The sequence below is a fragment of the Luteococcus sanguinis genome, from assembly GCF_039527675.1.
Lineage (GTDB): Bacteria > Actinomycetota > Actinomycetes > Propionibacteriales > Propionibacteriaceae > Luteococcus > Luteococcus sanguinis.
Genome location: NZ_BAAAKI010000003.1, coordinates 125,214 through 148,890, shown reverse-complemented (window position 1 = coordinate 148,890; position 23,677 = coordinate 125,214). Strand labels below are relative to the sequence as shown.

Annotated in this window: 23 protein-coding genes; 9 read left to right on the top strand and 14 right to left on the bottom strand. The window is 68.3% G+C overall.

The genetic code is table 11. The features are described 5' to 3' along the window. Nucleotides 1-10: 10 nt before the first annotated feature. Nucleotides 11-1,393, bottom strand: coding sequence for a glycine--tRNA ligase (locus ABD089_RS03005; RefSeq protein WP_343884725.1), 1,383 nt, complete (start codon nt 1,391-1,393; stop codon nt 11-13). Between the two features lie 214 nt (nt 1,394-1,607). After that, the gene (locus tag ABD089_RS03000) at nt 1,608-1,919 is read right to left on the bottom strand and encodes an antibiotic biosynthesis monooxygenase (protein ID WP_343884724.1); all 312 of its coding nucleotides are present in this window, start codon (nt 1,917-1,919) and stop codon (nt 1,608-1,610) included. A 61-nt stretch (nt 1,920-1,980) separates the two neighbouring features. Here ABD089_RS03000 and ABD089_RS02995 point away from each other — a divergent pair, with 61 nt between their 5' ends. The 4 genes from ABD089_RS02995 to ABD089_RS02980 are packed head-to-tail and all read left to right on the top strand — an operon-like array spanning nt 1,981 to nt 5,162. Then, nucleotides 1,981-2,937: a metal ABC transporter substrate-binding protein gene (locus ABD089_RS02995; RefSeq protein WP_343884723.1), complete on the top strand. Its 957-nt coding sequence runs from the start codon at nt 1,981-1,983 to the stop codon at nt 2,935-2,937. Then, nucleotides 2,934-3,743 (top strand): metal ABC transporter ATP-binding protein, encoded by an 810-nt coding sequence (locus ABD089_RS02990; RefSeq protein ID WP_343884722.1) that lies wholly within the window; start codon nt 2,934-2,936, stop codon nt 3,741-3,743. Before ABD089_RS02995 ends, ABD089_RS02990 begins: the two co-directional genes overlap by 4 nt. A gap of 2 nt (nt 3,744-3,745) precedes the next feature. Next, a complete protein-coding gene (locus tag ABD089_RS02985; protein ID WP_343884721.1) occupies nt 3,746-4,726 on the top strand; it encodes a metal ABC transporter permease in 981 nt (326 codons plus the stop codon). 19 nt (nt 4,727-4,745) lie between these two features. Next, entirely contained in the window at nt 4,746-5,162 is a 417-nt protein-coding gene (locus ABD089_RS02980; RefSeq protein ID WP_343884720.1) for a Fur family transcriptional regulator, read from the top strand. A gap of 33 nt (nt 5,163-5,195) precedes the next feature. On the opposite strand, the gene recO is transcribed toward ABD089_RS02980, so the two are convergent. Further along, a complete protein-coding gene (gene recO, locus ABD089_RS02975; protein ID WP_343884719.1) occupies nt 5,196-5,945 on the bottom strand; it encodes a DNA repair protein RecO in 750 nt (249 codons plus the stop codon). A 28-nt stretch (nt 5,946-5,973) separates the two neighbouring features. Next, the gene (locus tag ABD089_RS02970; protein WP_343884718.1) at nt 5,974-6,180 is read right to left on the bottom strand and encodes a hypothetical protein; all 207 of its coding nucleotides are present in this window, start codon (nt 6,178-6,180) and stop codon (nt 5,974-5,976) included. Nucleotides 6,181-6,209: 29 nt separating this feature from the next. On the opposite strand from ABD089_RS02970, the gene ABD089_RS02965 reads away from it, so the two are divergent. After that, entirely contained in the window at nt 6,210-7,013 is an 804-nt protein-coding gene (locus ABD089_RS02965; protein WP_386769416.1) for an isoprenyl transferase, read from the top strand. Nucleotides 7,014-7,091: 78 nt separating this feature from the next. Here the strand turns inward: ABD089_RS02965 and leuA are convergent, their stop codons facing one another. Next, nucleotides 7,092-8,831 carry a 2-isopropylmalate synthase gene (leuA, locus tag ABD089_RS02960; RefSeq protein ID WP_343884717.1) on the bottom strand — a complete coding sequence of 580 codons (1,740 nt, stop codon included), beginning with the start codon at nt 8,829-8,831 and terminating at the stop codon, nt 7,092-7,094. A 239-nt stretch (nt 8,832-9,070) separates the two neighbouring features. Here leuA and ABD089_RS02955 point away from each other — a divergent pair, with 239 nt between their 5' ends. After that, entirely contained in the window at nt 9,071-10,531 is a 1,461-nt protein-coding gene (locus tag ABD089_RS02955) for an amidohydrolase (protein ID WP_343884716.1), read from the top strand. A 3-nt stretch (nt 10,532-10,534) separates the two neighbouring features. Here the strand turns inward: ABD089_RS02955 and ABD089_RS02950 are convergent, their stop codons facing one another. Genes ABD089_RS02950 through ABD089_RS02930 form a run of 5 tightly spaced genes read right to left on the bottom strand, consistent with a single transcriptional unit; the run spans nt 10,535 to nt 14,964 of the window. Then, on the bottom strand, nt 10,535-11,092 hold the full coding sequence (locus ABD089_RS02950; RefSeq protein ID WP_343884715.1) for a hypothetical protein: 558 nt from the start codon (nt 11,090-11,092) through the stop codon (nt 10,535-10,537). Nucleotides 11,093-11,138: 46 nt separating this feature from the next. Then, nucleotides 11,139-12,188, bottom strand: a complete 1,050-nt coding sequence (gene era / locus ABD089_RS02945; protein ID WP_343884714.1) for a GTPase Era — start codon at nt 12,186-12,188, stop codon at nt 11,139-11,141. Further along, nucleotides 12,181-13,488 carry a hemolysin family protein gene (locus ABD089_RS02940; protein ID WP_343884713.1) on the bottom strand — a complete coding sequence of 436 codons (1,308 nt, stop codon included), beginning with the start codon at nt 13,486-13,488 and terminating at the stop codon, nt 12,181-12,183. Before ABD089_RS02940 ends, era begins: the two co-directional genes overlap by 8 nt. A 1-nt stretch (nt 13,489) precedes the next feature. Then, the gene (ybeY, locus tag ABD089_RS02935; RefSeq protein WP_343884712.1) at nt 13,490-13,945 is read right to left on the bottom strand and encodes an rRNA maturation RNase YbeY; all 456 of its coding nucleotides are present in this window, start codon (nt 13,943-13,945) and stop codon (nt 13,490-13,492) included. Beyond that, nucleotides 13,942-14,964 carry a PhoH family protein gene (locus ABD089_RS02930; RefSeq protein WP_343884853.1) on the bottom strand — a complete coding sequence of 341 codons (1,023 nt, stop codon included), beginning with the start codon at nt 14,962-14,964 and terminating at the stop codon, nt 13,942-13,944. The genes ybeY and ABD089_RS02930 overlap by 4 nt, the downstream gene beginning before the upstream one ends. A 271-nt stretch (nt 14,965-15,235) precedes the next feature. Between ABD089_RS02930 and ABD089_RS02925 the strand changes: the two genes are divergently transcribed. Next, nucleotides 15,236-18,634 carry a bifunctional proline dehydrogenase/L-glutamate gamma-semialdehyde dehydrogenase gene (locus ABD089_RS02925; protein WP_343884711.1) on the top strand — a complete coding sequence of 1,133 codons (3,399 nt, stop codon included), beginning with the start codon at nt 15,236-15,238 and terminating at the stop codon, nt 18,632-18,634. Nucleotides 18,635-18,652: 18 nt separating this feature from the next. Here ABD089_RS02925 and pip read toward each other — a convergent pair whose 3' ends face one another. Together pip and ABD089_RS02915 are read right to left on the bottom strand one after the other, a co-directional pair. After that, complete coding sequence (pip, locus tag ABD089_RS02920; RefSeq protein WP_343884710.1) at nt 18,653-19,702, bottom strand: prolyl aminopeptidase; 1,050 nt, start codon at nt 19,700-19,702, stop codon at nt 18,653-18,655. 25 nt (nt 19,703-19,727) lie between these two features. Beyond that, nucleotides 19,728-20,156 (bottom strand): DUF5709 domain-containing protein, encoded by a 429-nt coding sequence (locus ABD089_RS02915; RefSeq protein WP_343884709.1) that lies wholly within the window; start codon nt 20,154-20,156, stop codon nt 19,728-19,730. 333 nt (nt 20,157-20,489) lie between these two features. On the opposite strand from ABD089_RS02915, the gene ABD089_RS02910 reads away from it, so the two are divergent. Continuing rightward, the gene (locus tag ABD089_RS02910) at nt 20,490-21,203 is read left to right on the top strand and encodes a queuosine precursor transporter (protein WP_343884708.1); all 714 of its coding nucleotides are present in this window, start codon (nt 20,490-20,492) and stop codon (nt 21,201-21,203) included. Here the strand turns inward: ABD089_RS02910 and ABD089_RS02905 are convergent. Next, complete coding sequence (locus ABD089_RS02905) at nt 21,188-22,243, bottom strand: nucleoside hydrolase (RefSeq protein WP_343884707.1); 1,056 nt, start codon at nt 22,241-22,243, stop codon at nt 21,188-21,190. The two genes, ABD089_RS02910 and ABD089_RS02905, sit on opposite strands and share 16 nt — an antisense overlap. Before the next feature lie 50 nt (nt 22,244-22,293). Here ABD089_RS02905 and ABD089_RS02900 point away from each other — a divergent pair, with 50 nt between their 5' ends. Further along, complete coding sequence (locus ABD089_RS02900; RefSeq protein ID WP_343884706.1) at nt 22,294-23,040, top strand: GNAT family N-acetyltransferase; 747 nt, start codon at nt 22,294-22,296, stop codon at nt 23,038-23,040. A 110-nt stretch (nt 23,041-23,150) separates the two neighbouring features. Here the strand turns inward: ABD089_RS02900 and ABD089_RS02895 are convergent, their stop codons facing one another. Beyond that, on the bottom strand, nt 23,151-23,624 hold the full coding sequence (locus ABD089_RS02895) for an NUDIX domain-containing protein (RefSeq protein ID WP_343884705.1): 474 nt from the start codon (nt 23,622-23,624) through the stop codon (nt 23,151-23,153). Nucleotides 23,625-23,677: the final 53 nt, after the last annotated feature.

Here is a 23,677-nt window from a genome sequence, read left to right as displayed (position 1 = left end):
ATCGTCCTGGTCAGCAGCCGATCAGGCGCTGGGCAAGGTAGCCCTGCACCTGGTCGAGCGCCACGCGCTCCTGCGACATGGTGTCGCGCTCGCGGATGGTCACGGCATTGTCCTCGAGGGTGTCGAAGTCGACCGTGATGCAGAAGGGGGTGCCGATCTCGTCCTGGCGGCGGTAGCGCTTGCCGATGGCCTGGGCGTCGTCGAAGTCGACATTCCAGTTCTGGCGCAGCTGCTTGGCGAGGTCACGCGCCTTCGGGGAGAGGTCCTCGTTGCGCGACAGCGGCAGCACGGCGGCCTTGACCGGCGACAGGCGTGGGTCGAGCTTCAAGACGGTGCGCTTGTCAACGCCACCCTTGGTGTTGGGAGCCTCGTCCTCGGTGTAGGCCTCGACCATGAAGGCCATCAGCGAGCGCGTCAGGCCCGCGGCAGGCTCGATGACGTAGGGGATGTACTTCTCACCCTTGGCCTGGTCGAAGTAGGACAGGTCCTGGCCCGAGTGCTCCGAGTGCGTCCTGAGGTCGAAGTCGGTGCGGTTGGCGATGCCCTCGAGCTCGCCCCACTCGCTGCCGGCGAAGCCGAACTTGTACTCGATGTCGACGGTGCGCTTCGAGTAGTGCGACAGCTTCTCCTTCGGGTGCTCATAGTGGCGCAGGTTCTCGCGCTGGATGCCCAGGCCCGTGTACCAGTTCGTCCGCTCGTCGATCCAGTACTGGTGCCACTCCTCATCCGTGCCGGGCTGGACGAAGAACTCCATCTCCATCTGCTCGAACTCACGGGTGCGGAAAATGAAGTTGCCGGGCGTGATCTCGTTGCGGAAGCTCTTGCCCGTCTGGCCGATGCCGAAGGGGGGCTTCATGCGCTGGGTCTGGACGACCTGCTTGAAGTTCACGAAGATGCCCTGCGCGGTCTCGGGACGCAGGTAGTGCAGGCCGGACTCGTCCTCGATGACGCCCAGGTGGGTCTTGAGCATCATGTTGAAGTCACGGGGCTCGGTCCACTGGCCCTTGTTGCCGCAGTTGGGGCAGTTGATCTCTTCCTTGCCCTCGGGCAGGCGCCCCTTCTTGGCCTCAAAGTCCTCCTCGAGGTGGTCGAAGCGGAAGCGCTTGTGGCAGCTCAGGCACTCGACCAGGGGGTCGGTGAACACGCCGACGTGGCCCGAGGCCACCCACACCTGGCGCGGCAGGATCACCGAGCTGTCCAGGCCGACGACGTCGTCGCGGCTGGTGACCATGTGCCGCCACCACTGCTTCTTGATGTTCTCCTTGAGCTCGACGCCCAGGGGTCCGTAGTCCCAGGCGGCACGGGTGCCGCCATAGATCTCACCGCAGGGGTAGACGAAGCCACGCCGCTTGCACAGGCTGATGACGTTGTCGAGCGCGCTGGTGGGTGCCACTTGTTCTTCTCCAAGTCCTCATTGGCTCCGGACACCAGGCTGGTGCCGGACGACGCGCCGGTTCCGCAGACGTGCGGGGCCTTCGGCGCTGGTCCCAACCCTATCGGCTGGTCGAGAGCCCACCGCCAACCGAGGCCAGGCCAGCCTCGACGAGCCGTCGGTGGCTGGGTCGTCCGGCGCGCTAGAAGGGGCCCGGGGGCAGGGATTGCGCCAGTCAGTTGTTCGAGCGCGGAATGTTCTCCCCCACGTCAGTGGGGTGCAGGTAGGCGGACGGCTCGTCAACCATCCACGCCAGCAGGCCGACGAAGGCCTGTTGCGCCGCAAACCCGAACAGCGCGCGGCGATAGCTGCCGACATTCGTCCAACGGGTGACCAGTGCCACGAGCTCGGGTTCATCAAGGTTCTGTACCAGTTCAACGGACTCGTTGCCAGCGGCAGCGCGGTAGACGTCGGCGAGCACCTCGACCCCGACCAGCACCCCGGTCGCGTCGGGCGTCTCGGAGCGGAAGCGGTTGATGACCAGCATGGGACGAATGCTAGGCGCTGCCGGCTTGCGTCGTGCCCACAGCTAATTGATAATGGTTTCCATGAAGCTTTATCGACGTCTTGCCCCGATCGCCCTGGCCTGCACCCTGCTGGCCACCGCCAGCGCCTGCGGGGGTTCCCAGAACTCCTCTGGGGCCCAGGACGCGTCCGGCAGCGGGCTCGAGGTCGTCGCCTCCTTCTACCCACTGGCCTTCCTGACCGAACAGATCGCCGGCGACCACGCGTCCGTCAGCTCCCTGACCACGCCCGGACAGGAGCCCCACGATCTGGAACTGTCCGCCAAGCAGGTGGCCAGCGTGGGCCAGGCGGACCTGTTCGTCTACCAGTCCGATTTCCAGGGCGCCGTGGACGATGCCGTCGAGACGACCTCTCCGCAACAGGTCGTCGACGCCACCGGCCTGGCCACCCTGCTCACCACGACCGAGGAGGAGCACGACCATGAGGGCGAGGTGGAAGGTGCGGACCACGACCACGGCAGCACCGACCCGCACATCTGGCTGGACCCCAAGAACATGGTGAAGATCGCCACCGGGATCGAGGCGAAGCTTGCCGAGGTGGACCCCGAACACGCCCCCGACTACGCCAGCAACCTCGCGGCGCTGACCGCGAGCCTCGGCAGGCTCGATGCCGACTTCAGCACGGGGCTCGCCACCTGCGAGCGAACCGAGTTCATCACCAGCCACGCCGCCTTCGGATACCTCGCGCACGAGTACGGGCTGACCCAGATCGGCATCAGCGGCCTCTCGCCGGACGAGGAGCCCTCCCCCGCTCGGATCGCCGAGGTGCAGAAGTTGGCCACCGAACATGGCGTCACGACGATCTTCTACGAGACACTGGTCTCCCCCGACATCGCCACGTCCATCGCCGGCGACCTCAAGCTCCGCACCGCCGTCCTCGACCCCGTCGAGGGCATCACCCCTGACTCCCCGGGCACCAACTACTTCGAGGTCATGAACGCCAACCTCACCGCCCTCAAGACCGCGAACGGCTGCCAGTGACCACTGTTGATTCCCCCCCTTCCCGTCAGGCGGACTCCGTCCTGGAGACGCATGGCCTGGACGTTCGGCTGGATGGCCACCAGATCCTCCACGGCGTCGACATCACGGTGCACGCCGGCGAGACCGTCGCCCTGCTCGGCGGCAATGGCTCGGGCAAGACGACGCTGGTGCGCGCCCTGCTGGGCCTGGCGCCCTCGAGCCCCGCGCCCGAGGTCTTCGGGCAACCGCTCGGACGCTTCCGCGACTGGCACCGCGTCGGCTATGTGCCCCAGCGAGGCCAGTTGCAGGTGGCCAATGCGACCGTCGACGAGGTCGTCCGCTCCGGACGACTCGCGCACCGCAAGCCCTTCTGGCCCGCCAGTGCCGCCGACCGGGCCGCGGTCGAACGCTCCCTGACACGGGTGAACCTCGCCACGCGGCGGCGCGAACAGCTTGTCCACCTCTCCGGCGGACAGCAGCAGCGCGCCCTGATTGCTCGCGCGCTGGCCAGTGAACCGGACCTGTTGGTGCTGGACGAACCCCTCGCTGGACTCGACCTGACCACCCAGTCGTCCCTGGCCCGCCTGTTGGGAGCTCTCAAGGCCGACGGGCTGGCGATGCTGGTCGTCCTGCACGAACTCGGTCCACTGGCCGACCTGATCGACCGTTCGGTGGTGCTGCGGCAGGGACGAGTGATCCACGACGGCCCGCTGCTGGAGGGGGTCGGGCTGTCCGATGCCCACCACATCGACGCCAACTGCTCCCCCGTCGTCTTGCCCCAGCCCAGCTGGCACGTCCACACCGACACCGAACGCAGGAGTCACTGAAGATGGACTTCCTCTCCCAGGCCTTCATGCAGCGCGCCATCCTCGCTGCACTGCTCAGCGGCTTGCTGAGCCCAGCCATCGGCACCTTCATCGTGCAGCGCCGGCTGTCCCTGCTCGGTGACGGTCTTGGCCACGTCGCGATCGCCGGCGTCGGTCTGTCCTTCCTGACCAACACCGCTCCGTTGCCGGCGGCCATCCTCGTATGCGTCCTCGGGGCCGTCGCCGTCGAATTGCTGCGTCAGCACGGACGGGCGACCGGTGACGTCGGGCTGGCGATCTTGTTCTACGGCGGCCTCGCGTCGGGGGTGATGATGGCCGGTCTCGGCGGACGAGGAGCCGGCGCGCTGTCGCAGTTCCTGTTCGGCTCGCTGACCACGGTGAGCCCCAACGACATCCTCGTGATCGGCGTGCTCGGGGTGATCGTCGTCACCTTGTGCGTCGGGCTGCTGCCCCAATTGTTCGCGATCTGTGCTGACGAGGACTTCGCCCGCGTGCTCGGCCTGCCGGTGAGGGCCCTGAACCTGCTGGTGGTCGTGCTCGCGGCGCTGACCGTGACGCTGTCGATGCGCACCGTCGGGTTGTTGCTGGTGAGCGCGATGATGGTGGTGCCGGTGGCGACGGCGCAGAACCTGTTCGTGAGCTTCCGGGCGACGCTCTTCGGTGCGATGGCGATCGGCGCCCTGACCGCCACCGGAGGCACGGTGGGCAGCTACTACTGGAACACCGCCTCCGGCGCGACGATCGTCGTCTGCGCGATCGCGGTCTTCCTGCTGAGCTGGCCGCTGGCGGCCTGGCTGCACCACCGCCAGCACGTCGCCGCGCGCACCATCGCGGCCGATGAGCCGGCCGAACCGCATGTCATCGCGCATGCCAACAGCGGCGAACCGGTTGGCGAGCAGGCCCTGCTGCACGGGGACCACGTCGACTACCTGCACGACGGACACCGCCACGCACCCCACGGAGACCACTTCGATGAGCACTGATTCCACAAGCACTGATTCGATGAGCACTGATTCCACAAGCACTGATTCCGGCCGTCCGGTGCGACGGGTGACCAAGCAGCGCATCGCGATCGGTGAGCTGCTGAAGCGGGCAGACGCCTTCAAATCGGCCCAGACACTGCACGCCGAACTCCGTGCCGGCGGGGACACGGCCGGCCTGGCGACGGTCTATCGGACGCTGCAGTCGATGGTCGAGCTTGGTGAGGTGGACGCGATCCGTTCCGACGACGGCGAGATGGTCTACCGCCGCTGCGAGAGCACCGGCCACCACCACCACCTGGTGTGCCGCACGTGCGGACGTACGGTCGAGATCGAGGGCAAGGTCGTCGAGCGCTGGGCGGCCCAGGTGGCGCAGGAGCACGGCTTCCGCGACGCCGGCCACGAACTCGAGCTCTTCGGGCTGTGTTCTGACTGCTGAGGACTGCTGCGGTGTCTTGACTGCTGAGTTCCCTCAGGCCCAGCTGCGCTCGACCAGCGGCATGGAGCGCAGGCCATGGTCCAGATGCCACTGCACGAAGGCCGCCACGAGACCGGACGCCTCGCGCTGCCGGATCGGTGGCACCTCACGGGTGGCCGCCCAGTCGCCCGTGAGCAGCGCCTGCAGGTAGGCAATGGTCGCCGGGTCGGGACGCGCTGAGCCGGGCGGACGGCAGGACACGCACACCATTCCGCCCATCGAGGGGTTGAAGTACTGGTGCGGTCCGACGGTTCCGCAGCGCGCGCAGTCGGTCAGCGAAGGGGCCCAGCCAGCAATGGCGAGCGCCCGCACCAGGTAGCTGTCCAGAATCATGGCGGAGGTCCGTGGCCCGTCGGGGGTGCCGTCGCCAAGCGTTCGCAGGGCACCGACGAGCAGCCAGTACTGCTGCAGCGCGGGCTCGCGGTACTCAGAGACGAGCCGGTCGGCGGTCTCCAGCATCACCTGGCCAGCGGTGAAGGCCTCGTAGTCGTTGACCAGCGCCTCACCGAGCGGACGGATCGACTCGCACTGGGCGACGATGTCGAGCGAGCGTCCCTCAGCGAACTGGATGTCGACCTGACTGAAGGGCTCCAGCCGTCCCCCGAACTTGGACGAGGTGCGCCGCACCCCACGGGCCACCGCGCGCAGCTTGCCGTGCTCCCGCGAGAGCAGCGTGATGATCCGGTCTGCCTCACCCAGCTTGTGCGTGCGCAGGACGACGGCCTGGTCGCGGTAGGTGGGCATGGGTCCGATTCTCCCACCCGGCCCAAGCTCAGCCGATGACCTCGCTCGTGTCGCCCTCCACCCCCAGCGCCGCGCCAGCACGCACCCACCGGCGCTTGACCCCGCGTGGACGAAGGCGTCCGATGATCTCGTCCAGCGAGTCGAGCACCAACCCAACCCCGCCGCTTCCCGCCGACCAGGGGGTCAGGTGTTGTGGCTGCCCACCGAGCTGATGCGACGACAGGTACAGGCGCATGGCCGAAGGCTGCGCGGTAGTCTCGCGCCGTGGCAAGGAAACATGACCGTCCCGCCAAGATGGCGCCCACCCCGCACCCGTCCGGCGCCCGTCCCCCGCAGATCGACCCGAAGCTGCTGCCGCGGCACGTGGCGATCGTGATGGACGGTAATGGCCGCTGGGCCAAGGAACGTGGGCTCAAGCGCACCGACGGGCACGCCCGCGGCGAGGAGTCACTCTTCGACGTGATCGAGGGCGCCATCGAGATGGGTATCCCCTGTCTGTCGGCCTACGCCTTCTCCACCGAGAACTGGAAGCGCTCCCCCGAAGAGGTGCGCTGGTTGATGGGCTTCAACCGGGACGTGATCCACCGCCGCCGTGACCAACTGGACGCGCTCGGCGTGAAGGTCGTGTGGGCCGGTCGTCGTCCGCGGCTGTGGGGCTCGGTGATCCGCGAGCTCGAGGAGGCGATGGAGCAGTCCAAGGACAACACCACCATGACGCTCCAGTTCTGCGTCAACTATGGCGGACGTGCCGAGATCGCCGACGGAGTCCGCGAGATCGCCCGTCTGGCGGCCCAGGGGAAGATCTCACCCGACCGGATCACCGAGAAGACGATCGCCCAGCACCTGTACTGCCCAGAGGTGCCCGACGTCGACCTCTTCGTCCGCAGTTCCGGGGAGCAGCGGACGTCGAACTTCCTGCTCTGGCAGGCGGCCTATGCCGAGATGGTCTTCCTGGACCGGCTGTGGCCCGACTTCGACCGGCGCGACCTGTGGCACGCCGTCAGCCTCTACGTGAACCGGGACCGGCGCTTCGGCGGCGCGATCCCGAACGAGGTCGAGCCCCGCTGAGCCCCCGACAACGCGGAACCGGGGTTGGCCTGCACCGACAGCGGTGCAAACCAACCCCGGTTCTGTGCCCGAGCCCGATCAGATGCGGTTGACCGCGCTGACGACGCCCTTCAGCGACGCCTTGGTGATGTCGGCGTCGATCCCGACGCCCCACAGCACGTGCGCGTCGTCGTCGGTGCCCACCTCGCACTCGACATAGGCGGCGGCCTGCGCGTCCCCACCGGCAGTGAGGGCGTGCTCGGTGTAGTCCAGCACCCGCAGCGCGACGCCCAGGTGGCCCAGCGCGTCGACGAAGGCGGAGACCGGGCCATTGCCCTCACCGGAGATGACCTTCTCGGCGCCCTTCCACGCGACGGTGGCGTCGATGGTGTGGGTGCCGTCGTCGGTGCTGGCGGTGCGGGTGCTGACCAGCTTCAGCGGCTCGGTGTTGTCCAGGTACTCGGCCGAGAAGATGTCCCAGATCTGCTGCGAGTTCACCTCGCCGCCCTCGGAGTCGGTGTGGGCCTGGACGACGCGGCTGAACTCCATCTGCAGGCGACGCGGCAGGTCCAGCTTGTGCTCGTTCTTCATCAGGTAGGCCATGCCGCCCTTGCCCGACTGCGAGTTCACGCGGATGACCGCCTCGTACGAACGGCCGACGTCGTGCGGGTCGATCGGCAGATAGGGAGCCTCCCAGGCGATCTCGTGCAGGCCGACACCCTGTTCGGTGGCGCGCTGCTCCAGCGCCTCCAGGCCCTTCTTGATCGCGTCCTGGTGCGAGCCGGAGAAGGCGGTGTAGACCAGGTCACCCGCGTAGGGGTGGCGCGGGTGCACGGGCAGGCCGGTGCAGTACTCGACGGTGCGGCGCACCTCGTCGATGTCACTGAAGTCGATCTGCGGGTCGATGCCCTGGCTGAACAGGTTCAGGCCCAGGGTGACCAGGTCGACATTCCCGGTGCGCTCGCCGTGGCCGAACAGGCAGCCCTCGACGCGGTCGGCGCCGGCCATCTGGCCCAGCTCGGCGGCGGCGACGGCAGTCCCGCGGTCGTTGTGCGGGTGCAGCGAGACGGCGACGTTCTCGCGGTTGCGCACATTGCGGCAGAAGTACTCGATCTGATCGGCGTAGGTGTTCGGAGTGCTCATCTCAACCGTGGCGGGCAGGTTGAAGATGACCTCCCGGCCGTCCTCGGGCTGCCACACGTCGGAGACCGCATTGCACACCTCGACGGCGAAGTCGGTCGGCGTCTGGGTGAAGATTTCTGGGCTGTACTGGTAGCCGAACTCCACGTCGCCCAGGTTGGCCTCGGCGTGCTTCATCACCATCTCGGTGCCGCGCACGGCCATCGCGATGCACTCGGCCTCGCTGACCTTGAACACCACACGGCGGAACAGTTCCGCGGTGGCGTTGTACATGTGGATGTTCGCGCGCCTGGCACCCACCAGCGACTGCGCGGTGCGCTCGATCAGGTCCTCACGGGCCTGGGTCAGCACCGAGATCTGGACGTCGTCCGGGATCGCGTCCGAGGTGATCAGCTGGCGCACGAAGTCGAAGTCGGTCTGCGAGGCGGACGGGAAACCCACCTCGATCTCCTTGTAGCCCATGGCGACCAGCAGGTCGAACATGCGGCGCTTGCGGGACGGGGTCATCGGGTCGATCAGCGCCTGGTTGCCGTCGCGCAGGTCGGTGGACAGCCAGCGCGGGGCCTTGGTGATCTTCTGGTCGGGCCAGGTGCGATCGGGGACGACCACGGGCTCGAAGGCGGTGTACCGGCCGAACGGCATCGGGGAGGCTTGCTGCACGGGGCGTCCGCTCTGGGGACGGGTACCGAAGTTGGACATGTCTGTGGCTTCCTTGCTGTGGACGGGGTGCTCAGGCGTCTGAGTCAGCGCTCAACAGGGCTCCGCAGCGAGGATGCCTGGCCGGGTGTGTTACCGGGCCTCGCTGCGGCACGCAAGAAGCAGTCGACCGCTCAACTGGGCGGGACGCGACTCGGTCACCATGGCGGACATTTTAACCACACGACTGCTGCGCTGAGCGTCGTCTCGCCACCTGTTGGGACGACGTGTTGGATGGGGCCATGATCCTGCGGAATGCGCGTGTGGTGTGCCTCACCACCGGCCGGGCCGGAGCCCCAACCGACCTGGAGGTCGTGGATGGGGTGCTGGTGGCGCCCGGCGCAGGCACCGGGGGCCCGGTGGTCGACCTGGCCGGACGCTTCGTGCTGCCGGGCCTGTGGGACCAGCACGTCCACCTGGGGCAGTGGGCGATCCATCGGCACCGGTGGCAGGTGCCGCCGACGCGCTCCGCCGACGAGACTGCCGCGCTGGTCGCCCAGGAGGTCGCGGGTTTGCCGGGTGGCGAGGTCTTCGTCGGCGTCGGCTACATGGACGCGAACTGGCCCGAGCCGCCCACCGCCGCGGCTCTGGACCGCCACGTCCCCGAGGTTCCCGTGGTGCTGGTCAGCGCCGACATGCACTCGGTGTGGTTGAACACGGCGGGGTTGCGACATCTCGGGGTGGGCCCCGCGACCGGCTCGGGGATCGAGGACGGGACAGGCTCGAGGATCGTGGGTCGGCTCGTCGAGCAGGACGCCTTCGACGTTGAACTGGCGATCTCCCAGGTGCCGACGGCGACCTTGGACGAGTGGGTCACCGATGCGGCGCGCGAAGCCGCGACCCTGGGCCTGGTCGGCATCACGGACGTCGAATGTGCCCGCGGAGACCTCGACTGGACGCGCCGAATGCACGCCGGCTTCGACCTGCTGCGGGTGCGGGCGTCGATCTGGTCACAGCATTTGGACGACGCCATCGCCGACGGCTTCCGCACCGGACGCCGATTGTCGCCGCTGCTGGAGTGCGGGCCGCTGAAGGTGATCGTGGACGGGTCGCTGGGCTCGCGCACCGCCTGGCTTGATGATCCCTACCAGGGCACGGATTCTCGGGGCGTCTTGTCGGTCCCGGCCGCCGAACTCACGCGGTTGCTGGCGATGGCCAGCGAGCACGGCATCGAGGTGGCACTGCATGCCATCGGTGACGCCGCGGTGCATTTGACGCTGGACACGATGCAGGCCACCGGCGCCATGGGACGTGTCGAGCACGCCTGTCTGGTGCGCCCAGGCGACGTCGAGCGGATGGCGCGACTGCGGGTGGGCGCCTCGATGCAACCCGCCCATCTGGGGCTCTCCCCCGCCGCACGCACGGCGAGCCTCGGGGCACGCGCGGCACGCGTCCAACCATTGCGGGAGTTTGCGGACGCGGGCGTGGAACTGTTCCTGGGCAGTGATGCGCCGGTGGTTCCATTGTCGCCGTGGGCAGCGGTCGCCGAAGCGGTCACCGCCGAACACCCGTCCCAACGGCTGACGCTGTCCGAAGCACTGCTTGCGTCCACGAATGGCGTCCACACGCTGCAGCCGGGCAGCCCGGCCGACCTCATGGTCCTGGACGAGAACCCCTTCGACGTGGACGTCAACCGGCTGGCCGGGTTCACGTCCGCGCTCACGCTCGTCGCTGGGGCAACGACCCACCCCAGCCGGGGCTGAGGCTCAGGAATCGACGAAGTTGCGCAACCGGACGGCGACCTGGTTGTCGAGTCCCTCCACCAGCTCGGCCATCTCGGCCACTGGCCGCGACCCGATGCCGCCCCAGTCGGAAGCCAGCACCTCGTCGCCCACCACGCGGTGCCGGTTGGTGGCCCGGCCGTCGATGTACAGCACCACCTCATCCGCCTCGTGCATGAGGATCGCGGGGGCCGTCTCGCCCGTCTCCTCGTCCAGCCGGGTGAAGGCCACCTCCCGGTCGCCGGACTGCAGCAGACGATGGACCAACAGCCACTCGGCGTGGCTGGGCACGGTCTCGCCGGGGTCGGAGGCCTCGTGCTCGCGCTCGAGGAAGGTCTCCCCATCGTGGTGAACATAGTGCGTCCAGCTGAAGGGGTCGTCGCTGTCGAACTCGACTCGGTTCTCGACGTGGTGCAGCAGCCCAGGCTCGGTGAAGCAGGTCAGCGTCGCGAGGCTCGTTGGGCTCACCCTGCGCACGAGCACGCCGGTCTTCACCCCACCGCGGGTGTGGAAACTCTCCAGGACAAGGTCTTCGTCGGCCATGGCTCGATCCTGACACAGACCGGCCCGGTTGCTGTGGGCGTCCGACTCAGAAACCCAGCCGGTTGAGGAACTTCGGGTCGCGCTGCCAGTCCTTGAGCACCTTGACCTTGAGGTCGAGGTGCACGGGCGTGCCGAGCAGGGCGCTGATCTGCTGGCGGGCACGGGTGCCGATGTCCTTGATGTGCTCGCCCTTGTGGCCGATCAGGATGCCCTTCTGCGACTCCCGCTCAACGATCATGGACGCGAAGACGTCCAGCAGCGGACGGTCTTCGGGACGGCCCTCACGCAGGCCCATCTCGTCGATCTCGACGCTGATGGAGTGCGGCAGCTCGTCCCGAACGCCCTCCAGCGCGGCCTCGCGAATGAGCTCCTTGACCAGGGTCTCGGTGGGCTCGTCGGTGACCTCGCCCTCTGGGTAGAGCATCGGACCATAGGGCAGCAGCTTCACCAGCTCGTCGGCGACGACGTCGACCTGCTCGCCGGATACGGCCGAGCACGGGATGATCGCCTCCCAGCGAACCCCGAGGCTCTCCTCGAGCTTGGCGATGTCCATCAGGTGCCCGCGCAGCCGCTCGGAGCTGACCATGTCGGTCTTGGTGGCAAGGGCCACCAGCTTCGGGGCCCTCGGGAGCTTGGCGATCTCGCTGACCAGGAAGGTGTCGCCGGGGCCGATGTGCTGGTTCGCGGGCAGGCAGACACCGATCACGTCGACGGTCCCCCAGGTCTCGTGTACCAGCGCGTTGAGGCGCTGGCCGAGCAGGGTGCGGGGCTTGTGCAGGCCGGGGGTGTCGATCAGCACCAGCTGCGCGTCCGGTCGGGTCACGATGCCGCGGATGGTGTGGCGGGTGGTCTGCGGCTTCGAGCTCGCGATGGCGATCTTGCTGCCCACCAGGGCATTGGTCAGCGTCGACTTGCCCGCGTTCGGCCGTCCGACGAAGCACGCGAAGCCCGACCGGAAGGTCTTGTCGCCGGTCCAGTCGACGTCGGACGCGCCGTTTGGCCCCACTCCAAAGTCGGGGGCGTCAGGATCGAAGTCGTCGTCCATCAGCTCAGCGAGCGTGGGCATCCGGTTCGGCAACTTGTCCTGCTCACTCATGGCTCTCCTCGACGGTCTCGTCCTCGTCCGCATCCTCTGGGACGCGACTGACCAGGCAGGTCTCGATCTGGTGGCGGCGGCCCCCGGCGGTCTCGGCGACGATCCGCAGGCCCTCATAGTCGACGGTGCTGCCAGGAATCGGCACCATGTTCAGCACCTTGGCCATCACGCCGCCAACCGAGTCGACGTCCTCGTCGTCCAGATCCATCCCGAACAGGTCGCCGAGCTCCTCGACATTGAGCCGTGCAGCGACGCGGAAGACACCTGGCTCGACCTCCTGGGTGGGGATCGGCTCGGGGTCGTACTCGTCCACGATCTCGCCGACGATCTCCTCCAGGATGTCCTCGATCGAGGCGACGCCGGCGGTGCCGCCGAACTCGTCCACGACGATGACGACATGGTTGCGCTGGGTCTGCATCTCGCGCAGCAACTCGCTGACCGGCTTGGAGTCGGGGACGAAGTGCGGCGCACGCATGATCGACTCGACGGTCTCGGTCTTCTCGGCGCCGGGGTTGTCGAAGGTGCGCTTGACCAGGTCCTTCAGGTACAGGATGCCCAGCACGTCGTCGAGGCCCTCGCCCACGACGGGGATTCGGCTGAAGCCCGACCGCAGGGCCAGTGACAGGCCCTGACGCAGGTTGCGGGAACGGTCTATGAACACGACGTCGGTGCGCGGCACCATCACCTCGCGGACGATCGTGTCGCCCAGCTCGAAGACCGAGTGGATCATCTCCCGCTCTTCGGAGTCGATCACGTCGCTGGCCTCGGCCTGGTCGACCAGGTCGCGCAGTTCGGCCTCGGAGGCGAAGGGGCCGTCGGTGTAGCCCCTGCCGGGGGTCAGCGCGTTGCCGATCAGGATCATCAGGCTGGCGACGGGCCCGAAGACGGTGGTGAGCAGGCTCAGCAGCCCACCCAGGGAGAGCAGTACCTTGTCAGCCTTCTGGCGCCCGATGGTGCGCGGTGCGACGCCCCACAGGATGAAGCTGACCAGCACCATCACGCCTGCGGTCAGCAGCGCCTGCTGCCACTCGCTGCGGAAGTGGTCGTAGACGACCATGCCGACCAGCACGATGGAGACGATCTCGAAGGTGGTGCGCAGGAAGAGCGCGGTGTTCACATAGGGCGCGGGATCATCGGCCATCTGCTTGGCGCGGCGGGCGCCGGAGCGCCCCTCCTCGACCAAGACCTCTGCGCGTCCCCTGGACATGTTCGCCAGGGCAGCGTCCGCTGCCGACAGCAGGCCGGCGAGCAGGGCACAGACGAGGGCGATCGAGAGTTCGATCCATTGGTGCTGGGCCATCTCAGTCGGCCTTGCGCTGGTTCCACGCCGCGATGATCCGGTCGTTCAGGCCGAACATGACGGCCTTGTCCTCCGGCTCGGCGTGGTCGTGCCCCAGCAGGTGCAGCAGGCCGTGGACGAGCAGGTACTCGGCCTCCTCGTCGGGACGACGGCCGTTCTCGGCCGCCTGGCGTTGCGTGACCGCCGGGCACAGGACGATGTCACCGAGCAGTCCGCGCGGCGGCTCCTCGTCCTGGATCGGCGCACGCATCTCGTCCATGGGGAAGCTGAGGACGTCGGTTGGTCCGGGCAGGTCCATGAAGCGCACGTGGTAGTTCTCCATCGTGGCCTCGTCGACCAGCAGGATCGACAGGTCGCTCTGCGGGTGGATCCGCAGCTCGTCGAGAGCGAAGGCCGCCAGGCGCACCAGCCCCTGCTCGTCTGCGCTCATCCCGGACTCGTTGTTGATGTCGATCACTTGCGCTGCTCCCGGTCTGGCCGTGCCGAATCGTGGCGGCCCTGTTCGTGGCGGCCCTGTTCGTGGCGGCCGAACGCTCGTCGGGCCGCGCGGTTGACCTGCACGGGGGGCTCGTCGGTGCTCTCGAACTGGTCATAGGCGGCGACGATGCGCCCCACCAGACGGTGGCGAACCACGTCGCGCGCGGTCAGGTTGCAGAAGGCGATGTCCTCGACGCCGTCCAGGATCTGCTGCACACCGCGCAAGCCGGAGGGCTGGCCGTTCGGCAGGTCGATCTGGGTCACGTCACCGGTCACTACGATCTTGGAACCGAAGCCCAGACGGGTGAGGAACATCTTCATCTGCTCCATGGACGTGTTCTGGGCCTCGTCCAAGATGATGAAGGCGTCGTTGAGTGTCCGTCCGCGCATGTAGGCCAGGGGCGCTACCTCGATCGTCCCGGCCGTCAACAGCTTCGGGACCGCCTCGGGTTCCATCATGTCGTGGAGCGCGTCGTAGAGCGGGCGCAGGTAGGGGTCGATCTTGTCGTTCAGGGTGCCGGGCAGGAAGCCCAGCCGCTCACCGGCCTCGATCGCGGGACGGGTCAGGATGATGCGGCTGACCTCCTTGCGCTGCAGCGCCTGGACGGCCTTCGCAACGGCCAGGTAGGTCTTTCCGGTACCGGCCGGGCCGATCCCGAAGACGATCGTGTGGGCGTCGATCGCGTCCACATAGCGCTTCTGGTTCAGCGTCTTGGGACGGATGGTCTTGCCCCGGTTGGACAGGATGTTGGCGGTGAGCACCTCGGAGGGGTGCTCGTCGGAGGAGGTCATCCCGACGATCCGCTCGACGTCCGCGCTGGTCAGGCCCTGGCCCGTGCGCAGGATCGTGATCATCTCGACGAAGACGTCGTGGGCCAGCGCGATGTCGGCGGCACTGCCGGTGAGAGTGATCTCGTTGCCGCGAACCATCAGGTCGGCGTCGAGCTCACCTTCGAGCAGGCGCAGGAACTCATCGCGGGGGCCGAGCACGTTGACCATGGGGATCGACGCGGGCACCTCGAGGCGGCGCGTGGCGGGCAGGCGCGAGATGCGCCGTTCGGCACCCCGGGCGTCATCTCCGGCGGGGACGGACTGTTCAGGTGTTGTCATCGCGGATGAGTCTACGGGCAGGCGCCGACAGTTCACCCGGGCATTTCTCCCACGGCGCGAATTCTTGTCCGGGTCGCAGTGTTTGCCCCGGCCCCTCCGTGGCCCGCTGTGTTGGGGAGCGGCGATTGGGAGTGTCAGTGCACCCCACTACGTTGGTCCCATGAGCGTCACCGTCGAACTCGAACCCCTCGTCGAACCTGCCGTCGAACTGGCCGAAACCTGGGCCCTGGCCACCGCCGCCGGGGAGACCGCCAGGGAGAAAGCCACCGCCGGTCAGCTGGCCCAACTCGTCGCCGACCCGGCGGGCCTGGCCCTGGCCGTTCGCTTCGTGGACCGAGTCGCACGGCCCGAGGACATCAAGGTGGCGGCTCGCGAACTGTCCGGGTTGGGCGTGCGTGAGGCGAACTTCCTCGGTCGCGTGGACCGCTCCCTGCTGGGCGCCGGGGCACTTGCCGCGCGGGTGTCACCGCAGGTCGTCGTCCCAGCCGCACGCCGGCGCCTGCGCCAACTGGTGGGCCACCTGGTCGTCGACGCCGACGACGCAGCCCTCACCAAGCACCTCGAACAGGCCCGCAGTGAAGGCTTTCGACTGAACATCAACCTGTTGGGCGAGGCCGTTCTGGGTGAGAAGGAGGCCGCGAGCCGCACCCAGCGCACCCAGGCGCTGCTGGAACGCGACGACGTCGACTATGTCTCGATCAAGGTCAGCTCGCTGGTCAGTCAGATCGTCACCTGGGACCTCGAGGGCACCGTCGCCCGCTGTCTGGACCGGCTCCGCCCGCTGTACCGCGCCGCGATGGTCGCCAGCCCGCACAAGTTCGTCAACCTCGACATGGAGGAGTACCGCGACCTCGACCTCACGCTGGCGGTGTTCGAAGCGATGCTCTCCGAGCCAGAATTCAAGGACATCTCGGCTGGCGTCGTCCTGCAGGCCTACCTGCCCGACGCCATGCCCGCCCTGGAAAGGGTGATCGACTTCTCCGCCCGTCGGGTCGCCGAGGGTGGGGCGCCGCTGAAGGTGCGGCTGGTCAAGGGCGCCAACCTGGCGATGGAAGCGGTGGACGCCGAACTGCACGGCTGGGAGCAGGCGCCCTACCCGTCCAAGGAGGAGACCGACGCCAACTACATCCGCTGCCTCGAGCGCGTGCTCCGTCCGGAGGTGAGCAGCTCCCTGCGCGTCGGCGTGGCTTCGCACAACCTCTACGATCTGGCACTCGCACACCTGCTGGCCACCACCCGCGACATCACCGAGATGATGGACGTCGAGATGCTGCAGGGCATGAGCCCCTCCCAGGCCCGCGCCGTGCGCGACACGGTCGGTGAAGTGATCCTCTACACCCCGGTCGTGGCGCCCAAGGACTTCGACGTGGCCGTCTCCTACCTCGTCCGTCGGCTCGAGGAGAATGCCGCGCCGCAGAACTTCGTCCACGCCTTCTTCTCCAACTCGCCCACGCAGATGGACGACCAGGAGCGCCGATTCCGCGCGTCGGTCGCCAACGCCGACCGCGCGTCGGTCGGGCCACGCCGGCCGTCCGGACCGGCCGAGATCGGCGACGCGTTCGCGAACACCCCCGACACCGACCCCGCGCTGCCGCCCAACCGCGAGATGGGTCTGGACGCGCTGGCAACCCCCGCGCGAGAGGCCCGCTCCCCCTGGCTGGCCTCGACCGCCGAGGTCGACGCCGTCATCGAGACCGCCACCCAGGCGGGCAAGGGGTGGGCGGCCCGACCGGCCACCGAACGCGCGCAACTGCTGCGCGAAGCGGCACGCCAATTGCAGGCGCGCCGTCCCCTGTTGTTGTCGGTGATGTCACACGAGGCGGGCAAGACGCTCGTGGAGGCCGACCCTGAGATCAGTGAGGCGGTCGACTTCGCGCGGTACTACGCCGAGTCTGCGCTGCAGCTCGGCCAGGGTCTGGCCGCCGATGGCGCACAGTTCCTGCCTGACCGCGTGGTGCTCGTCACTCCCCCGTGGAACTTCCCGGTCGCGATCCCCATCGGTGGCTGCCTGGCCGCGCTCGCCGCCGGTGCGGCGGTCGTGGTGAAGCCCGCCCCGCAGACCCCCGTTTGCCTGGAGACCGCCGTGGAGGCGCTGTGGGCGGCCGGGGTGCCCCGTGAGGTGCTGCAAGTGGTGCGTACCGACGAGGACGAGGTGGGCCAGCACCTGGTCAGCCACCGAGACGTCGACACCGTGCTGCTGACCGGCGCCACCCGCACCGCCGAGGTCTTCGCTGGCTGGCGGGGCGAGCACCCCCGCGGGCCGCGCGTCTTCGGTGAGACCTCGGGCAAGAATGCGTTGGTCGTCACCCCCGCCGCAGACCTCGACCTGGCGGTCGCCGACCTGGTGAAGTCGGCCTTCGGGCATGCCGGCCAGAAGTGCTCGGCCGCTTCGCTGGCGATTCTGGTGGGCTCGATCGCCACTTCCGAGCGCTTCCGAAACCAACTCGTCGACGCCGTCTCATCCTTGGTCGTCGATTGGCCCACGACCAATGCGGGCACCGTGATGGGCCCGCTGATCGAGGCGCCCGGCGACAAGCTGCACCGCGCGCTGACCCAGCTCGATGTGGGCGAGGAATGGCTGGTCGAGCCCCGCCAGCTGGACGACGAGGGACGGCTGTGGAGCCCCGGGGTCAAGACGGGCGTCGCGCCCGGCTCCTACTTCCACACCACGGAGGTCTTCGGACCGGTGCTTGGCCTGATGACCGCCAAGGACCTCGCCACCGCGACCGGCCTGCAGAATGCGACCGGCTACGGCCTGACCGGCGGCCTGCACTCGCTGGACGAGAAGGAGATCGCCTGGTGGCTCGACCACGTCGAGGTGGGCAATGCCTACGTCAACCGGCAGATCACCGGCGCGATCGTGCAGCGGCAGAGCTTCGGCGGCTGGAAGCGCTCGTCGGTGGGCCCCGGCGCCAAGGCAGGCGGCCCCAACTACGTGGCCCAGCTGGGTGCGTGGAAGGCGAACGGCATCCCGCAGTTCCGGGGGTCCAGCACCCCCGAGGTACAGCGTGCCGTGGACCGGGCCCAGGCAGACCTGGGGCTGGAGTTGTCGGCCGACGACCGCGCCTGGGTGCGGGTGGCTGCGGAGTCGGACGCTGCCGCGATCGGCACCGAGTTCGGCGCCGAACACGACCGCTCCGGCCTGCGTAGCGAGCTGAATGTCTTCCGCTACCGGCCGCTGGACCGTCTCGGGGTGCGGCTGCAGACCGGTGCCCGGGCGGCTGACCTGGTGCGCCTGGTCGCCGCCGCCGCGGTGACGGAGGTCCGGTTGGAGGTCTCGGCTGATCCGACGGTGAACCTGCCCGAGCAGGTGGCCGGTCACCCGGTGACCACCGAAAGCGCGGCCGGCTTCAACGAGCGGATGGAGCGCGAGGACGACCTGCGGGTGCGTGTGGTGGGCAACCCGGGCAGCCTGCGGGTGACCAACCCGGGCGTGGCATTGCTGACCGGCCCGGTGCTGGCCACCGGCGGAAGGGAGCTGCTGGCCTTCGTGCACGAACAGGCAATCAGCCGCACCACCCACCGCTACGGCCACGCCCAGGTGGATCCCAGCGTCTGAGGAAGGGGCGTTTGGGGCTCAGGGCGTCTGGCCGGCGAAGCGGTCGGTCGCCTTGACCAGCTCGGAGGCGATCAACGGCTCGAAGGCGGAGTGGCCGGCTGCGACCACGTGCAGCTCGGCCTCCGGCCAGGCCGTGGCCAGGTCGTTGGCCGTCCGCAGCGGGCAGCACAGGTCGTACTTGCCCTGCACGATGACGCAGGGGATGTGGCGGATGGCGTCGACGTCGCGGATCAGCTGGCCCTCGTCGAACCAGCCAGCGTTGACGAAGTAGTGGTTCTCGATCCGCGCGAAGGCCAGTGCGTACTCGGGTGACTCGTAGCTGACGTCGTGCTCGTCGAACAGCAGGTGGCTGGTGGCCCCCTCCCAGGTCGTCCACGCCCAGCCCGCCGCCAGCGCCGTCTCGTGGTCGGAGTCGAAGAGCAGCTCGTGGTACTTCGCGATGTTGTCGGACGAGAAGTCGTGCCCGGCCCGCTGCAGCGGGGCGCAGAACGACTCCCACCACTGCGGCGCCAAGTGGGAGGCGCCCTCGTTGTAGTACCAGTCCAGTTCGCTGCGGCGCAGGGTGAAGATGCCGCGCAACACCAGTTCGCTCACCCGGTCCGGGTGGGTCTCGGCGTAGGCCAGTGCCAGTGCGCTGCCCCAGGATCCGCCGAAGACCAGCCAGCGCTCGACGTCCAGCAGCTCGCGGAGCTTCTCGATGTCGTCGACGAGGTTCCAGGTGGTGTTGGTGGACAGGTCAGCGCCCGGTTCACCCGCGTGCGGGGTGGACTGGCCGCACATCCGCTGGTCGAGGCAGATGACGCGGTAGCGGGCCGGGTCGAAGAAGCGTCGACGGTCGGTGCCGCCTCCCCCACCCGGGCCGCCGTGCAGGAAGAGCGCTGGCTTGCCGTCCGGGTTGCCGGACTCCTCGAAGTAGACGCGGTGGCCGTCGCCGACGTCCAGCATCCCGGTGCGATGGGGCCCCACCGGGGGGTACAGCTCCCGCTCTGGGTGCAGTTCGATGCCCTCGACGATGTCGGTGGGCTTGCGAAGCGGGGCTGTGGGGTTGAGGGCATCATCGGACGTCATGCCGACGATCCTGCCCTACCGGCGCTCAGTCGATCGGCTTGGGGTCCTCGTCCTCGGAGCCCTCGATGACGTACATCGCGGCCTCCTCGGCGCAGGCCACGCCACCGTCGATGCCGACCTCGGCCGCGTTCGGCTCGCCGTCGGAGTTGTCGCCGGCGATCAGGCGGCCGGCGCGACGGCTGCCCACTTCGCGTGACTCCCCGCCTTCGTTCCAGAACGGCACGTCGACGGTCGGGTCGGCGTCGGGCACCTCCTGGGTGATGCGGATGTCAAGGGTCTCTCCCCTCGCCTGCTCGTCGGCGGTGTTGCCGAAGCCCTGCGCCGGGGACCAGTGGTCAGGGGCGATGTAGCCCTCGTCCAAGACGTCGTCGACACCCCGGTCAACCAAGGTGTCTTCGGACTGCAGCTGGTCGAGCTGTTCCGATTCGTCCGGGATATCGATGTCATCTGCCATGACCAAATCCTGCCACCAAAAGGGCGTCGAAGTGTGTAGTCACGCCCACTTTCACGCCCGGTGTCGGAGTCAACCGAGCACGCGGAGATTGAGGCCGACCAATGATCCGGCCGCCGCGTCGCTGATCGCGTGCGGCGCGGACGGCGACCTGGCGCCAGGAGCGACTGGTCAGGTCGGGTCATGCTCCCATCCCGGGAGCGCGAGCCGCCTGCCAGCGATGCGCTGTTGGTGATGAACCAGCAGGCCCGCTTCTCGCCGGCCGCCCACTCGACAGAGGCCTGAAGCCTCGGCGCGGCTGCTCGGGGGCCAGAGGGTATGGGAGCATGTCTCCTCGTGACAGCCACCACCCCCAGCCTCGACCTCGCGTCCACCGCCTCGCCGGATGCCCAGCACGGTTACTACGACATCGTGCTCGCCTGCTTCGTCGGGCTTTTGCTGATCTCCGGGATCGGCGCGACCAAGCTGTTCGAGGGCCCGCGAATCCCGTTCATCAGTGACCTCTTCTACGGCGGTGGGCCACTGGTCTTCGACGGCGGCGCCTTCCTGTTCCCGCTGTCCTACGTGATCGGCGACATCATGACCGAGGTCTACGGCTGGCGCCGCGCGAAACGGGCGATCTGGACCGGTTTCGCGCTCACCTTTCTGGCCGCGGTCACCTACTGGGTGGTCTCACTGACCCGTCCGGTCGCCGGCTTCGAGAACTGGGACACGGTGTTGGCACCCGTGTGGCGGATCACCGTCGCGGGGCTGGCCGGGTACTTGGCAGGCGAGCTGTTGAATTCGCTGGTCGTGGTCCGGTTGAAGTCCCGGATGGCCGAGCGCCGGGTGGCCTTCCGACTCATCACGTCCACGCTGATCGCCGAACTGGTGGACACGCTGCTGTTCTGCTCGATCGCCTATGCCGGGACGATCACCGGCGCGGAACTGTTCAACTACACGCTCACCGGGTACGTCTACAAGTGCCTCGTCGAGGTGTGCATCGTCCCCGTGACGCTGCTGGTGATCCGGTACCTGAAGAGGGTCGAGCCCAGCTACCGTCCGGCCTGAGCGTCATTGGGGCGCACCAGCCTCGCGACCGCGGCGGCGAATGCGTCGAAGACCTCCTCAGGGTGGTTGTCATCCACGACCTGACAGTTGCCCACCCGTCCCCAGATCTTCCGGTCGTCGCGGACGGAGGTACCACGGAGCATTTCGGAGTCGGTTCCGACGTCGACGGCGCTGACGGTCGTGGTGATCGTCGCGATCCCAGCGGCGACCTGCGCGGCGAGCAGGTCGTGCAGGTGTGCCACGTAGCCCTGGTCATAGTCGTGGTGGAACTCGAAGTAGAAGCGCAGGGCATCGGCCAGCACGTCCAGCAGGACCGATCCGGTGTCGGCCTGGGGTCGTTCCGCCCGCGGGCGAGCCGCGGTGTAGCCCAACAGCTTGGCACCGGCGCGGACGACCAGGTCGTCGAGCAGGTCGGGGCGGTACTCGCAGCGCTCGGTCACCTGCAGGGAGCACAGGACGGGCAGCTTGCCACTGGGGAGGCCATTCTCTGCGGCCCGGTGGCTGGCGGCGAAGACCTCCTTGGCGGCGTCCGGGTCGCACCAGAAGTTCCAGTCGGCCGTTGGGGTCGTGTTGCCCTGGTACCAGAAGGCGCCGCCCATGATGACGACCCGCTGCGCGAGCTCGAACAGGCGCGGCTCGGCCAGCAGCGCCAAGGCAAGGTTGGTGGAGGGTCCGGTGACCAGGATCGTCGTCTGCCCAGGGTGTCGGCGCAGTTCATCCAGCCAGAAGTCGACAGCGCCGTCCAGTCGGACGCGATGGGCGACGTCAGGCAGGTGTGCCCACCCCACACCATCGGGCCCGTGGGTCTCGGGCGTTGTCACCAGGGGTTTGAGCAAGGGTTGGCAGGCCCCGACCACGACCGGGACGTCCGGTCGTCCGCACAGTTCCAGGACGCCCGCCGTGTTGGCAGCGGACTGTTCGGCGGTGGTGTTCCCTCCGGTCGTCGTGACGCCGACGAGTTCGACGCCTGGGGTGCCGCACAGTTGGAGCAGCGCGCACAGGTCGTCGATGCCGGTGTCGACGTCAGCCAGGATCCTCACGGCGCACAGTCTGCCCCAGGCGCGACAGATCCAGCTGCCAGAATGTCCCGGTGAGGCTTCGAACCCCCAGACTTCTGCTGCGCCCCGTGGAACAAGCCGACGCCTCCGACTGGCTCGCGATGAACCAGCAACCCGGAGTGCTGCGCTTCATCTCGTCCAGCGCGCCCAGGCTGGCCGAGACCGAGGCATCCATCGCCAGAATTCTTGCTGGCGCGCGACTGCACCACGGCTACGGCAACTGGTCAGCCTTCGACAGCGAGGATGCGTTCGCCGGCTGGTTCCACCTGCGCCCGGGAGGCCCCGACCACGACGACATCCTCGACCCCGAACTCGGCTACCGTCTACGGCCCGAATACTGGGGTCAGGGGCTCGCAACCGAGGGCTCCCGTGCGCTGCTGGAGTACGCCTTCGGGGAGCTGGGGGTAGCGTCGGTGCACGCCGAGACGATGGTTGTGAACGCGGGCTCGCGCCGGGTGATGGAGAAGTTGGGCATGGTCGCGGACGAGTTCTTCGCTTGGGCTGTCGAGGACGAGGTTCCCGGAGCCGCAGAGGGTGAGGTGCGGTACCGGATCGGGGTCGTCGACTGGCTGGACGCCAACCGCTCCGCACGGGACGCTCTGCGGCACATGCAGCAGGCGGCCCTGGTGGCCCACCGCGGCGGGGTTCTGGGAGCAGCCGAAACATTGGACGCCCTCCGCCGGGTCGGGATGGAGCTGGCCCGCATCGAGCTCGACCAGACCAAGGCATCGGACGACCTGGTCCGCCGCCTGGCCACCCAGGTCGGCGTCCTCCTCTGACATTCCCCGAGCGCGCGCTCCACCTTGCCGAAGCCTGTCGAGGAACCCCGACAGGCACGAGGAACGCACAAGCCAAGCTCGGGGGATGGGAGAGCACCCGCTGGGACGCTTCAGTTCACGGGGCCCAAGTAGGTCCGACGCGCCGAGGCGTCCTCGAGCAGCCAGGTTTTCAGCTCGGCAGGATAGATCGGCGCGTCGGACAACTCGTCCAAGGGCACCCAGGCGACACCCGTCTGGAACTGGTCGGGCTCGATGACCCCCATCGCGGGAACCTGGCCGGGGGCGAGATCGCACCAGAAAGCCATCTCGATCTGGTGGAAGTCGGAGTCCCAATCGGCGAACTCGTGCCGGGAGCCGATGTAGTCGCGCACATAGGCCAGGTCGCGCACCACGACCTCGCAACAGATCTCCTCGCGGCACTCGCGGTGAACCGTCTCCACCATAGACTCGCCGAAGTCCTGCCCCCCGCCGGGAAGCAGGTAGAACTCGTCGGTCTCGTCGGAGTTCACGGTGACCAGCAGGCGCCCTTCGCTGACGATGAGGGCCTTGATCGAGGGCCTGACCTTGCGCTTGCTGTCCGCCATGAACCGATCATGCCAGCGGTCCGCCTGCGCCTGGGGGCGGTGCCGGATGCCGG

Bases quoted from the DNA above. Each gene is read 5' to 3' on its own strand.
- ABD089_RS03000 (WP_343884724.1), bottom strand. From the start codon at position 1,919: ATGCTGGTCATCAACCGCTTCCGCTCCGAGACGCCCGACGCGACCGGG.
- ABD089_RS02995 (WP_343884723.1), top strand. From the start codon at position 1,981: ATGAAGCTTTATCGACGTCTTGCCCCGATCGCCCTGGCCTGCACCCTG.
- ABD089_RS02985 (WP_343884721.1), top strand. From the start codon at position 3,746: ATGGACTTCCTCTCCCAGGCCTTCATGCAGCGCGCCATCCTCGCTGCA.
- ABD089_RS02980 (WP_343884720.1), top strand. From the start codon at position 4,746: ATGAGCACTGATTCCACAAGCACTGATTCCGGCCGTCCGGTGCGACGG.
- recO (WP_343884719.1), bottom strand. From the start codon at position 5,945: ATGCCCACCTACCGCGACCAGGCCGTCGTCCTGCGCACGCACAAGCTG.
- ABD089_RS02970 (WP_343884718.1), bottom strand. From the start codon at position 6,180: ATGCGCCTGTACCTGTCGTCGCATCAGCTCGGTGGGCAGCCACAACAC.
- leuA (WP_343884717.1), bottom strand. From the start codon at position 8,831: ATGTCCAACTTCGGTACCCGTCCCCAGAGCGGACGCCCCGTGCAGCAA.
- ABD089_RS02955 (WP_343884716.1), top strand. From the start codon at position 9,071: ATGATCCTGCGGAATGCGCGTGTGGTGTGCCTCACCACCGGCCGGGCC.
- ABD089_RS02950 (WP_343884715.1), bottom strand. From the start codon at position 11,092: ATGGCCGACGAAGACCTTGTCCTGGAGAGTTTCCACACCCGCGGTGGG.
- era (WP_343884714.1), bottom strand. From the start codon at position 12,188: ATGAGTGAGCAGGACAAGTTGCCGAACCGGATGCCCACGCTCGCTGAG.
- ABD089_RS02940 (WP_343884713.1), bottom strand. From the start codon at position 13,488: ATGGCCCAGCACCAATGGATCGAACTCTCGATCGCCCTCGTCTGTGCC.
- ABD089_RS02930 (WP_343884853.1), bottom strand. From the start codon at position 14,964: ATGGTCAACGTGCTCGGCCCCCGCGATGAGTTCCTGCGCCTGCTCGAA.
- ABD089_RS02925 (WP_343884711.1), top strand. From the start codon at position 15,236: ATGAGCGTCACCGTCGAACTCGAACCCCTCGTCGAACCTGCCGTCGAA.
- pip (WP_343884710.1), bottom strand. From the start codon at position 19,702: ATGACGTCCGATGATGCCCTCAACCCCACAGCCCCGCTTCGCAAGCCC.
- ABD089_RS02915 (WP_343884709.1), bottom strand. From the start codon at position 20,156: ATGGCAGATGACATCGATATCCCGGACGAATCGGAACAGCTCGACCAG.
- ABD089_RS02895 (WP_343884705.1), bottom strand. From the start codon at position 23,624: ATGGCGGACAGCAAGCGCAAGGTCAGGCCCTCGATCAAGGCCCTCATC.